This is a genomic window from Pseudomonas sp. S150 (assembly GCF_004526365.1).
Lineage (GTDB): Bacteria > Pseudomonadota > Gammaproteobacteria > Pseudomonadales > Pseudomonadaceae > Aquipseudomonas > Aquipseudomonas putida_A.
This window is the reverse complement of record NZ_CP038207.1, coordinates 6,019,784-6,031,690: the sequence shown is the minus strand read 5'-3', so window position 1 is coordinate 6,031,690 and position 11,907 is coordinate 6,019,784. Positions and strand designations below refer to the sequence as shown.

The following is an 11,907-nucleotide window of genomic DNA, read 5'->3' as shown; positions in this document are numbered from 1 at the left end:
CTCATGGGCGAGTTTGAGCTGATCCGCAATTTCTTCGCCGCCGCGCCTTGTGCGCAGGGCGGCGAGGGCGTTGCTCTGGGGATCGGCGACGACTGCGCCTTGCTGGCGGTTCCCCCCGGGGAACAGCTGGCGATTTCCACCGATACGCTGGTGGCCGGCGTGCATTTCGCCGATCCCTGCGATCCGTTTCTGCTCGGTCAGCGCTCGCTGGCCGTCGCGGTCAGCGATCTGGCCGCCATGGGCGCCACGCCCGTTGCCTTTACCCTTGCCCTGACTGTGCCGACGGTGACCGCCGATTGGCTGCAAGCCTATGCCCACGGTTTGAACCGCATGGCGCAGAGCTGCAGCATCGCGCTGGTCGGCGGCGACACCACGCGCGGGCCGTTGAGCCTGACGGTCACGGTGTTCGGTCGGGTGCCGGCCGGGCAGGCCTTGACCCGCAGCGGCGCACAACCGGGTGATCTGCTCTGCGTCGGCGGCGAGCTGGGCAATGCCGCCGGTGCCTTGCCGCTGGTGCTTGGCCAGCGTGAAGCCGTAACGGATATCGCCCAGCCGTTGCTCGATCATTACTGGTCGCCCCAGCCGCAACTGGCTCTTGGTCAGGCGCTGCGTGGCAAGGCCACTGCCGCTCTCGACATCTCCGACGGCCTGCTCGCCGACTGTGGGCATATCGCCCTGGCCTCGCAGGTTCGCCTCGAAGTTGAACGTGAGCGCGTACCGTTGTCCGATGCTTTAGTGGCGTTTCTCGGTCAGCGCGGTGCCGAACGGGCGGCGTTGAGCGGCGGCGATGACTATGTGCTGGCCTTCACGCTACCGTCCGTCGAGTTGCCGGCGCTGCTGGCCGATGGCTGGCCGATCCATGTGATCGGGCGTGTGGCGCAGGGCCAGGGTGTGGTCCTGCTGGATCGCGAAGGACACGACATCACCCCGCAAATCCGGGGTTATCAACATTTTCAGGAGACACCGTGACAGATCACCCGAAACAGGTTCCGGCCGAATTCGTTCCGCCGTCGGTCTGGCGCAATCCCTGGCATTTCCTCGCGTTCGGCTTCGGCTCCGGCACCTTGCCGAAAGCGCCGGGCACGTGGGGTTCGTTAGTTGCGCTACCCTTTATCCCGTTGTGGCAGATGTTGCCCGACTGGGGTTACTGGCTGATGCTCGGAATCACCATGCTGTTCGGCTTCTGGCTGTGCGGCAAGGTCGCCGACGATCTGCGGGTCCACGACCATGAAGGCATCGTCTGGGACGAAATGGTCGGAATGTGGATCACCCTGTGGCTGGTGCCGGAGGGCTGGTACTGGTTGCTCGCGGGTTTTCTGGTGTTCCGTTTCTTCGACATTCTCAAGCCGTGGCCGATTCGCTGGATCGACCGGCATGTCCATGGCGGCGTCGGCATCATGCTCGACGACGTGCTGGCCGGCGTGTTCGCCTGGCTGGCGATGCAGGGACTGGTGTGGATTTTCGCCTGATCCGGATTGTCCGGGTTCAGTGAGGAGACTAGGGATGGCTCGACGCTGGCTGGCGCTGGTGTTTCTGACTTTGCTGGGCACTGTCGCCAGTGCGCAGGAAACCGCGCACGCGCCGTCGGTCATCCACCTGGCCAGCGAGGACTGGGAAGATTACACCGCCGCGGACGGCCACGGCCTGGGCTGGGACGTGCTGCGCAAGGTGTTCGAACCGGCGGGAGTGAAACTCGACATTCGCAGCGAACCGTACACTCGTTCAGTTGGGCTGGCCCAGCGTGGCGAGGTCGATGCTTGTGTCGGTTCTTATCATGAAGAATTCAGCGACCTGCTCTATCCGCGCTGGAATTTCGACACCGACCACATCTACGCCCTGGGCCTGGCGAGTAATCCAGCACCGACCCCGGAAACCCTCGGTCAATATCGGCTGGCCTGGGTTCGTGGTTACGACTATCAGAATTATCTACCCGGCGTGCGCAACTTCAACGAGGTCGTGCGACGTACCGGGATCCTCTCGATGCTCACCCACAACCGCGCCGACTATTACATCGATGCTTTGACCGAAATCGATTACGTGCTTGGCCGGGCCAGGGAACCGACGCAGTTTCGCAAGACGCATATCGCCGAACTGCCGCTGTACCTGTGCTTCGCCAACACACCGCAAGCGCGCATGTTGATGGCAGTGTTCGACCGGCGCATGGAGCAGTTGGTCAAGAGCGGCGAGCTGAAGCCAATTTTCGAACAGTGGAAGCAGCCGTATCCGTTCGAGCCGAACTGACAGGGCCGTCCCCCCTGTGGGAGCGGGCTTGCTCGCGAATACGGTGGTTCCGCCAGCCTATTGCCGACTGACACGACGCCTTCGCGAGCAAGCCCGCTCCCACAGGGGGGCCAGGCAAGTCGGGTGTTATCAAACTTTTTGATCGTTATGCCCGATAATTCAGCCTAAGCGTCTGCAGGAACCTGCTGTTACAATGCCGGCCTGCGAATTTTCAGACTTTTAGATCAGGAGCACACCGGTGCCTGTCGTTTTTGTCGCCGCTTCCAAGCTGCCAACGCCTTTTGCGCAATTCACCATGCACGGTTTTCTCGATGAGGCTACCGGCCGCGAGCACGTTGTGCTGAGCCTGGGTGATTTCGCCGACGGTGCCCCGGTTCTCGGCCGGTTGCACTCCGAGTGCCTGACCGGTGATGCGCTGTTCAGCCAGCGCTGCGACTGCGGCTCGCAACTCGAAGCGGCGCTCAAGGCCATCGCCCGTGAAGGCCGTGGCGTGCTGCTGTACCTGCGTCAGGAAGGTCGCGGCATCGGTCTGCTGAACAAGATCCGCGCCTACGAGTTGCAGGACGGCGGCGCTGACACTGTTGAAGCCAACGAGCGTCTGGGCTTTGCCGCCGATCAGCGTGACTACGCCATGTGCCTGCCGATGCTCGAGCATCTGGGCGTGAAGTCCCTGCGCCTGATGACCAACAACCCGCGCAAGGTCAAAGCCCTGACCGACATGGGCATCGTCGTCGCCGAGCGCGTGCCGCTGCACACCGGCCACAACCCGCACAACAAACTGTACCTGGCGACCAAGGCCAGCAAGCTCGACCACATGATGGGTAACGAGCATCAGGGCGAGGTCGACCGCGCGTGACCCGCGGTCAGGTGCGACGCCGTCTGGCGGTCGACTGGTGGAAATACCTGGCGCTGGCGCTGCTGCCGCTGTTTGTCCTCAATGGCCTGTTCGGCCAGGGCGAAGGCATTCTGCCGGTGCTGGCCATGCCGTTGTTCATTGCCGGCGTGGCCTCGATGTTTGTCAGTCTGAAGTTTTTCGGCCGCTACAAGCACGCGCTGATCGCCACGCAAAAAGCCCTTGATACCCCCGACGAACCGGCGGCCTGGATTGCCTTGGCGGCCCAGCGTCGCAGTGCATTCCTCGCGGCCGCATTGCCGGCATGGATCGGTGCGCTGGCGGTGTTCGTCGGCCTCGAAGCCGTACCGCTGATGCTGCTGGCGTTGTCCACGGCGGTGCTGTTCTACCTCTATCGCATCCCGCGTCAACTCGGCTGATGCGTCGTCTGTGGCTGGCGGTTCTGCTGCTGGCCTGCGCCGGCCCGGTGCTGGCGAGTCTGCGAGTGGTCAGTCTCGCGCCTTCTCTGTCTGAAATCGTTGTCGAGCTGGGCTCGGCTGATCTGCTGGTTGGCGTGCTCGATGCCGGCGAGCGTCCGGCTGCCATTGCCGATGTTCCCTCGGTGGGGCGTTATGGCCAACTCGACATGGAGCGCCTGCTCAGTCTCAAGCCGGATTTGCTGCTGCTGTGGCCCGGCAGTGTCGGCCCGGCACAACGCGATCAGCTCAAACGCCTGAACATTCCGACCTACGTCGCCGAGCCGCACAATCTCGAACAGCTGTCTGCGCAGATCGAGACGATTGCCGCGCAACTGGGGCGACCTGAGCGTGGGACGAAACTGGCGGCGGACCTGCGCCAGAAGCTCGATGACCTGCGCCAACGCTATCGCCGGGACACGCCGCTGACCGTGTTCTATCAAGTCTGGGACAAGCCGCTGTACACCGTCGGTGGCGGGCAGATCATCAGCGATGCGCTCGAAGTCTGTGGCGCACGCAATGTGTTTGCCGATCTGAGTTTGCCGGCGCCGCAGGTCAGCATCGAAGCCGTGTTGCAGCGTGATCCGCAGGTGATTCTGGCAGGTGATCAGGGCCAGCTCGATGCGTGGAAGGCCTGGCCGCAGGTGAGTGCGGTGGCACATGGTCAGTTGCTGCTGATCAGCGACAAAGGCCTGGAGCGCCCAAGCGGCCAGATGATCGAAGCCACCGCCAAACTCTGCCATTTGATTGCGCCTGAGCGCTGAGACCGAGGTGAATTCTTCGCGAGCAAGCCCGCTCCCACAGTTGGAATGCGTTACCCCTGTGGGAGCGGGCTTGCTCGCGAAGAGGCCAGTCAAAACAGCGTCAATTCCGGATCAAAGCCCCGGTGTCCAGGTCACCCCAAACACCCACGCCCGACCTTCCTCGCGATAGCCATACTGGTTGCCGTCATAGCTGTACAGCGCACGGCTGTAACTCTTGTCCAGCAGATTCTCGACCTTCAGATCCAGTTTGATCTCGCGATTCAGCGCCCAGTTGCTGCGCAGTCCAAGCGTGCCGTAGCCACCCAACGGCTGGGTGTTGTTCAGATCGTCGTAACTGCCGCTGACCAATTGCCAGCTCGCGCCGACGCCCAACCGGTCAAACTGTCGATCCAGATCCCAACTCATCGTGCGCCGCGCACGACGCGCCAACGTGTGCCCGGTATCGCGATCACGCGGGTCGATAATCGCCACACCGAGATTGCTCTGCCAGCCGAACAGTTCCTGTTTCAGCGCCGCTTCAAAGCCATTGATCCGCGCCGAGGCCACGTTCTCCGGGCGTGAGTTGCTGCCGAAGATGATCGCGTCTTGCAGATCAGTGCGGTAAATCGATGCCTCCAGCCGACTGCTATCGCTCAACTGACTGCGCCATTGCAGCTCATAGCTTTTCGAGGTTTCCGGCTTTAGATCCGGGTTGCTGAAATCCGGGTAGTACAGGTCGTTGAAGGTCGGCGCGCGGAAGCCTTCGCTGTAGCTCAGCAACAGATCGTTGTCCGGGTTCAGCGGCAGGGTAAAAGTGCCGCTCCAGGTGTTCTGGCTGCCGAACTGCTGGTTGTCGTCGTGACGCAGGCCCAGTTCGGTGGAGAAGCTGTCGGCCTGATAACGATGCTGGATGAACGCGGCGCGGTTCCAGCGGCTGTCCTCGTCGAACGCGGTGCTGCTGTTGACCCGGTCTTCGTACCAGTCGCCGCCGAGGATCAGGCTGTTGCGCGCATCCAGAGTCAGGTCGTTCTGCCAGTTCACCGAATCGCGATAGGTGTTGAACACCGTGCGGTCGTCGCTGAGTTTGTCGAGGGTCTTTTCGCGGTTTTCGGTGTGACCGAATTCGACGCGGGTTTTCCAGATTTCGTTGACCCGGGCATCGACGTAGCTGCTGACACTGCTGACGTTGAAGTCGCTGTAGGGCTGCTGTTGCACCGACTCGAAAGTGGTCGTATCGAAGCGGCCGAACGGGTTGTCGAACTCGCTTTTGCCGCGGTTATCCAGCAGGTTGGCGCCGACCTCGATGTCATCGGTCAGCGCATGACTGAGACTCAGGCTGACGGATTGATTGCGATAGGCATCGTGATCGCTGTCGCTGGGGTATGACTCATGAGTACGGTCGAGGCCGGCGGTGTCATCGAGGCTGGCACCCAGGTTGAAGCGGGTCTTGTCATCGCCACCGGACAGGCCGAGGCTGCGTTCCCAGGTCTGGTTGCTGCCGAAGCCGACGTGCAAGCGCGGCTGCAAGCCTTGCTCGTTGCCGCGGCGGGTGAAAATCTGAATCACCCCGCCAATCGCATCGCTGCCGTAAATCACCGAGCGCGAACCGCGCAACACTTCCACGCGCTCGATCTGGTCGATATTCAGGTGCTGCAGATTGCTGTCGCCGGAGGTCGAACTGCCGATGCGCTGGCCATCGACCAGCACCAGACTCTGCGCCGATTGCGTGCCGCGAATGTAGATCCCCGGCAGACTGCCGCGCCCACCGGCCTGCGCCACCTGCACGCCCGGCACCCTTTGCAGCAGGTCGGTGACGCTGCCCGGTTGCAGGCGGTCGATGTCTTCGCGGGTGAACACGGTGTTGGCGGCGCTGCTGTCGTTGCGCGCTTCGACCTGGCGGTTGGCGCTGATCAGCGTGTCCGGCAGTTTCAGGGCCTGATCGCGTTCGAAGCTGTCGGCGAGGGTGCTGGTGGCTGGCAGCAGGAAGAAGGGCAGGGCGAGGCGCGAGAGGTTCATCGGTGTTCCAGTGGATATTTCTGATGTACACAAATCAAATGTGGGAGCGGGCTTGCTCGCGAAGGCGCCGGTTCAGTCAACTCATCATCGACTGAACCGGCGCCTTCGCGAGCAAGCCCGCTCCCACATGGGTATTGCGTGTTACTTGTTGAGCAGTTCCAGACGCTCACGAATCGAGGCTTCGATTCCCGCTTCATCCAGCCCGCACTCGGCCAGCATCTGCGCGGGTTTGGCGTGCTCGACGTAGATGTCCGGCAAGCCCAGATGCAGCATCGACTTGAGGATGTTCTCGCGCGCCAGGAACTCGCTGACCGCGCCACCGGCACCGCCCATGATCGCGTTCTCTTCGATCGTCACCAGCAACTCGTGGCTGCCGGCGATCTCGCGTACCAGCGCTTCATCCAGCGGCTTGACGAAGCGCATGTCGACCACGGTCGCATCCAGCTTCTCGGCGACTTTCAGCGCTTCGGTCAGTTGCACGCCGAACACCAGCAAAGCGACTTTGCTGCCCTGGCGGCGGACGATGCCCTTGCCGATTTCGATCGGCTCGAGATCCTTGTCGATGGTCGCGTTCGGGCCGGTGCCACGCGGGTAGCGCACCGCCGCCGGGCCGTTGTACAGGTGGCCGGTGGTGAGCATCTTGCGCAGTTCGTTTTCATCGCTTGGGGTCATGATGACCATGCCCGGAATGCAGCGCAGGTAAGACAGATCGAAGCTGCCGGCGTGAGTTGGGCCGTCTTCACCCACCAGACCGGCGCGGTCGATGGCGAACAGCACGTCGAGGTTCTGCACCGCGACGTCATGCACCAACTGGTCGTAGCCGCGTTGCAGGAACGTCGAGTAGATCGCCACCACCGGTTTTGCGCCTTCGCAGGCCATGCCGGCGGCGAACGTCACGGCGTGCTGTTCGGCAATCGCCACGTCGAAGTAGCGCAGCGGGAAACGTTCGCTGAACGCCACCAGATCCGAGCCTTCCTTCATCGCCGGGGTGATCCCGACCAGACGCGGGTCAGCCGCGGCCATGTCGCACAGCCATTCGCCGAACACCGCCGAATACTTCGGCCCGCCGGCCTTTTTCGGCGCAGCGGCCGGGGCGTCGAGCGGTTCGAGCTTGGTGATCGCGTGGTAACCGATCGGGTCGACTTCCGCCGGGGCGAAGCCTTTGCCTTTCTTGGTGACGATGTGCAGGAACTGCGGGCCTTTCAGATCGCGCATGTTGCGCAGGGTAGCGATCAGGGTCGGCAGGTCGTGGCCATCGATCGGGCCGATGTAGTTCCAGCCCAGCTCTTCGAACAGGGTGCCGGGAACCAGCATGCCTTTGGCGTATTCTTCGGTGCGACGGGCGATTTCCCAAGCGCCGGGCAGGCGCGACAGGACTTTCTTGCTGCCCTCGCGCATGCTCGCGTAGGTGCGGCTGGAAAGAATCTTCGCCAGATAATTGGACAGGCCACCGACGTTGCGCGAGATCGACATGTCGTTGTCGTTGAGGATCACCAGCATGTTGGCGTTGACTTCCGGCGCGTGGTTCAGCGCCTCGAAGGCCATGCCGGCAGTCAGCGCGCCGTCACCGATCACCGCAATCGCCTTGCGATCGCTGTTTTGCAGGCGGGCGGCAATTGCCATGCCCAGCGCTGCGCTGATCGAGGTGCTGGAGTGGCCGACGCCAAAGGTGTCGTACTCGCTCTCGGCGCGACGCGGGAAGGCGGCGATGCCGTCCTTCTGACGCAGGGTTTCCATGCGCTGGCGGCGACCAGTGAGGATCTTGTGCGGATACGCCTGATGACCGACGTCCCACACCAACCGGTCATCCGGGGTGTCGAAGACGTAATGCAACGCGATGGTCAGCTCGATGACGCCCAGGCCGGCCCCGAAATGCCCACCGGTCTGACCGACCGTGTAGAGCAATTCCAGGCGCAACTCATCGGCCAGGGTTTCCAGCTCGGCTTCGCCTAACCGGCGCAGGCCGTCCGGCGTGTTCGCGCGGTCGAGCAGGGGCGTGGTCGGGCGCTTGCGGGGAATCTCATGAAACGTCGTGGGCATCAGGCGAATCGTTATAGGTATAAAAGATGCGGCAGTTTACCTGATGCATCGCCCCCTGCCCACGCGTTGGTCTTTTTTGGCAGGTTGGCGTTCAGTTGCGCCGCTCGACGATATACCGGGCCAGGTCGCGCAAAGGCTCGGCTGCCGCGTCAAACGGTCGCAGCGCGTGCAGGGCCTGATCGCGCAGTTCCAGAGCGTAGGCTTTGGCCGCGTCCAGCCCCAGCAAGGCCGGGTAGGTCGGTTTGTCGCGGGCGATGTCGGCGCCCTGGCGTTTGCCGAGGGTTTCGGTATCGCTTTCGACGTCGAGAATGTCGTCCTGTACCTGGAAGGCCAGACCGATGGCCTGTGCATAAGTCTGCAGGGCTTTGAGTTGATCCTGCTCGGCGCGGCCGCTGGCCAGGGCGCCGAGCTTGACGCTGACTTCGATCAACGCGCCGGTCTTGTGCCGGTGCATTTGCTCCAGCGCTTGCTGATCCAGCTTCAGGCCGACCGAGCCGAGGTCGATGGCCTGACCGCCGACCATACCCGCCGGGCCTGCCGCGTGCGCCAGCGCCGTGACCTGTTGCAGACGGATGTCAGCGTCGAGGCTGCTCAGGCGCGGGTCGAGCAGGGCGCTGAAGGCCAGGCTCTGCAAGCCGTCACCGGCGAGAATCGCGCAGGCTTCGTCGAATTTCTTGTGGGTGGTGGGCTGGCCGCGACGCAGATCGTCGTCGTCCATCGCCGGCAAATCGTCGTGCACCAGCGAATAAGCGTGGATCAGCTCAACCGCGCAGGCCGCGCCGTTGGCTTGCTCAGCCTTGCCACCCAGCGCTTCGCACGCGGCGTAGGCCAGCAGCGGGCGCACGCGTTTGCCGCCGATCATCACGCTGTAGTGCATCGCCTCATACAGGCGCGACAGCTCCGGCAGCGGAGCCTTGAAGAGGATTTCCAGTGCCGCATTGACCCGCGCCTGGCTGGTCGCCGAATACGCCGCAATCATTCTGGCTGTTCCGCGTCGAAGGGTTCCTCGGCGAGTTCGCCATCGCGCTCCAGCAGCACTTGCACCTTCTGCTCAGCCTGGGCCAGCGCTGCCTGGCAGTCACGGGTCAGGCCGATGCCCTGCTCGAAAGCGGTCAGCGAGTCTTCCAGCGACAATTCCCCGTTCTCCAGACGCTCGACCAGTGTTTGCAGGTCGGCGAGGGACTGTTCGAAATCCAGTGCAGCTTTTTTGCGGGCCATGGCGGCGATTTCCGGTTGACGTTAAACCGGCGCGACACTAGCAGATAGGGGGTTTATGGGCAAATGAGCGGGGCGCGGCCGACCCTTATCCCCTCACTACAGACGCCAGTAGTCAGTTTGAGGAATCGCCCGGGTAATTGATTTTGTAGCGGGTACTCCGTCCCCCCCCCGGCATTCTTTGCAGGCAGCCCTTTTCCAGCAGTTCCGCCAGATGGCGGGTTGCCGTGGCTTTCGAGACCTTGGCCACCGCTTGATACTGTGCCGCGCTGATGCCGTGCTCGAAGCCTCGTTCTCCACCGTCGAGCAGGCGATTGAGCACTTTACTCTGCTCCACCGAAAGCTCGGATTCACGGTGCGCCTGCCAGAAGCGGGTTTTACCCAGCACACTTTCGATACGCGCGATGGCTTGCTGCAGACTGCGTAAAAGAGTCTGCAGAAACCAGGTGAGCCATTGGGTGACGTCCAGCGTCGCCTTTTGGCTGGCCTCGAGTACTCGGTAGTAGCCGTTGCGGTCATCGAGGATGCTGGCCGACATCGCGTAAAAGCGGATCGCCTGGGCTTCACCTTGCGCCAGCGCCAGATCGGTGATGGTCCGAGTCAGGCGACCGTTGCCGTCATCAAACGGATGCAGCGTGACAAACCAGAAATGCGCAATGCCAGCACGCAGCAACGGATCCAGCGCTGTTTGATGCTGGCTGGCCTCGAACCAAGTGAGAAATTTATCCACCTGCCGTTCGAGACCTTGGCGCGCAGGGGCCTCGAAATGCACAGTGGGACGGTCGAGACGACCGGAAACTACCTGCATCGGTTCGTCACCGCGAAGCGCACCGACATGCATCGACCTTGCGGTGAAGTCGCTTTCCTGATCCGGAAACAGCCATCGATGCCATTCCAGTAATCGCTCCAGCGTCAGTGGTTCAGCGAAGCGCCGGGTGGCGTCGAGCATCAGTTGGGCCAGGCCTTCGCTCCGTTGACTGACTTTATCGCTATCGGGCAACTCCAGCCCCAGGCGTCGAGCCAATGACGAGCGCACCGAGCCGACATTCAACTGTTCACCCTCAATGGCCGAAGAGGTCACGATGTTTTGCAACAGTGCGTCGAGTTCGGTCTGAGCGCTCAGGGAGTTGCCCACGGATCCAGCCATGCCCATCAATTGGCCTTGTGCCTGAACGCATTCACGCAGCAGCGGCGCCAGACGTTCTGCCTGCCAGTTGAAATCAGGCCAATCCGGCTGCTGCCAGATCCATTGAGTGATCATCGGTTATTGCCTGTAATAGGGCCGTGAGCCGAATAGAAATGCTATTCGGCTCATTTAGTGAGCCGAATATGACGGCTATTCGGCTCACAGTCCACCCGTACGGCGTGATTCCCACCGCAAATCCAGATGTATCCGATTGTTAAAAAACTGCCGAATCGCTAATCTTCGCGCCTTCTACGACCCGCTAGTCACGGGGTCTTTCAGACGAAACGCAGTTTCCACCGCTGTGAAGTACCGAGGATCGGGTGCAAGGTTTCGTTCAGGCATGGCAGGAGGCATTACATGCGTTCATTTCTTTGGCTGCTGATCGGTCTGGCTTGCGCGCCTGCGCTGCTGGCAGCGCCGACTGCCGAGCTGTCGGAACCATCCGGTGGCTGGCGTTATAACGGCTTGCTTGATCGCAGTGAAAACCCGCAAGTCGCCTATCCCACGCCGCCGATCGATCGCGGCATTCAGCGCAATCGCACGATGATTCAGGGCCAGCTCAAGGCCATCGGCAATCAGCGCGGGCCGCACACGCTGGCGGTCAACGGCAATCCATTGAATCTGTACACCGACGATGACGGGCGATTCGCCCGGCCGTATGCGTTCGGCGCCGGTTCCAACAGTGTCGAAGTGCGCAGTGCCGAGGGCCAGTCGCTCAAGCGCGTGCAGTTCTATGAAGCGAACAACCTGCGCACCCCGGCGAAGATCCGTGTGGTGCTCGGCTGGGACGATCCCAAGGCCGAGCTCGACCTGCACATCATCACCCCGGACGGCCAGCACGCGTTTTTCGCCCATACGGCGTTGACCAACGGTGGCGGTCTGGATCCGGATGGTGTCGATGGCCCCGGCCCGGAAATGTTCACCATGACCGCGCCGCTGCATGGCACCTATCTGGTTTACGTCAACTATTGGGGCAACTTCGGCGACGGCGGCTATAACTTCGAGGAGGCCAGCAATCAGAACGAGGTGATCACCTCGCAAATCACGCTGGTGCTCAACGAAAACACGGTCGACGAAAAACGTGAAACGTTCATCGTGCCCCTGCGGGCAATCGGTGATCTGCTGCTGGTCAAGACTTTCAACTATTAAGCATCCCGC

General features: G+C 62.2%; 12 protein-coding genes. 7 read left to right on the top strand and 5 right to left on the bottom strand.

Annotated features, from left to right (window positions below):
- Positions 1-3 precede the first annotated feature (3 nt).
- The 6 genes from thiL to E3Z29_RS27995 all read left to right on the top strand — a co-directional run bounded on the left by thiL (position 4) and on the right by E3Z29_RS27995 (position 4,313).
- The gene (thiL, locus tag E3Z29_RS28020) at positions 4-969 is read left to right on the top strand and encodes a thiamine-phosphate kinase (protein WP_134787431.1); all 966 of its coding nucleotides are present in this window, start codon (positions 4-6) and stop codon (positions 967-969) included.
- Positions 966-1,469 (top strand): phosphatidylglycerophosphatase A, encoded by a 504-nt coding sequence (locus E3Z29_RS28015; protein ID WP_007910933.1) that lies wholly within the window; start codon positions 966-968, stop codon positions 1,467-1,469. The genes thiL and E3Z29_RS28015 overlap by 4 nt, the downstream gene beginning before the upstream one ends.
- Before the next feature lie 34 nt (positions 1,470-1,503).
- The gene (locus tag E3Z29_RS28010; protein WP_134787430.1) at positions 1,504-2,241 is read left to right on the top strand and encodes an ABC transporter substrate-binding protein; all 738 of its coding nucleotides are present in this window, start codon (positions 1,504-1,506) and stop codon (positions 2,239-2,241) included.
- A 238-nt stretch (positions 2,242-2,479) separates the two neighbouring features.
- Positions 2,480-3,097 (top strand): GTP cyclohydrolase II, encoded by a 618-nt coding sequence (gene ribA / locus E3Z29_RS28005; protein WP_027612931.1) that lies wholly within the window; start codon positions 2,480-2,482, stop codon positions 3,095-3,097.
- The gene (locus E3Z29_RS28000) at positions 3,094-3,513 is read left to right on the top strand and encodes a hypothetical protein (protein ID WP_027612930.1); all 420 of its coding nucleotides are present in this window, start codon (positions 3,094-3,096) and stop codon (positions 3,511-3,513) included. The genes ribA and E3Z29_RS28000 overlap by 4 nt, the downstream gene beginning before the upstream one ends.
- Positions 3,513-4,313, top strand: a complete 801-nt coding sequence (locus E3Z29_RS27995; RefSeq protein ID WP_134787429.1) for a cobalamin-binding protein — start codon at positions 3,513-3,515, stop codon at positions 4,311-4,313. The genes E3Z29_RS28000 and E3Z29_RS27995 overlap by 1 nt, the downstream gene beginning before the upstream one ends.
- A 111-nt stretch (positions 4,314-4,424) precedes the next feature.
- On the opposite strand, the gene E3Z29_RS27990 is transcribed toward E3Z29_RS27995, so the two are convergent.
- The 5 genes from E3Z29_RS27990 to E3Z29_RS27970 all read right to left on the bottom strand — a co-directional run bounded on the left by E3Z29_RS27990 (position 4,425) and on the right by E3Z29_RS27970 (position 10,824).
- A complete protein-coding gene (locus E3Z29_RS27990; protein ID WP_134787428.1) occupies positions 4,425-6,308 on the bottom strand; it encodes a TonB-dependent receptor domain-containing protein in 1,884 nt (627 codons plus the stop codon).
- A gap of 141 nt (positions 6,309-6,449) precedes the next feature.
- Positions 6,450-8,348 carry a 1-deoxy-D-xylulose-5-phosphate synthase gene (gene dxs / locus E3Z29_RS27985; RefSeq protein ID WP_098965812.1) on the bottom strand — a complete coding sequence of 633 codons (1,899 nt, stop codon included), beginning with the start codon at positions 8,346-8,348 and terminating at the stop codon, positions 6,450-6,452.
- Between the two features lie 91 nt (positions 8,349-8,439).
- Positions 8,440-9,327, bottom strand: a complete 888-nt coding sequence (gene ispA, locus E3Z29_RS27980; RefSeq protein WP_134787427.1) for a (2E,6E)-farnesyl diphosphate synthase — start codon at positions 9,325-9,327, stop codon at positions 8,440-8,442.
- On the bottom strand, positions 9,324-9,566 hold the full coding sequence (locus E3Z29_RS27975; protein ID WP_003228627.1) for an exodeoxyribonuclease VII small subunit: 243 nt from the start codon (positions 9,564-9,566) through the stop codon (positions 9,324-9,326). The genes ispA and E3Z29_RS27975 overlap by 4 nt, the downstream gene beginning before the upstream one ends.
- Positions 9,567-9,678: 112 nt before the next feature.
- A complete protein-coding gene (locus E3Z29_RS27970) occupies positions 9,679-10,824 on the bottom strand; it encodes a Fic family protein (protein WP_134787426.1) in 1,146 nt (381 codons plus the stop codon).
- A 282-nt stretch (positions 10,825-11,106) separates the two neighbouring features.
- Here E3Z29_RS27970 and E3Z29_RS27965 point away from each other — a divergent pair, with 282 nt between their 5' ends.
- Complete coding sequence (locus E3Z29_RS27965) at positions 11,107-11,898, top strand: YfaP family protein (RefSeq protein WP_096796324.1); 792 nt, start codon at positions 11,107-11,109, stop codon at positions 11,896-11,898.
- Positions 11,899-11,907 lie beyond the last annotated feature (9 nt).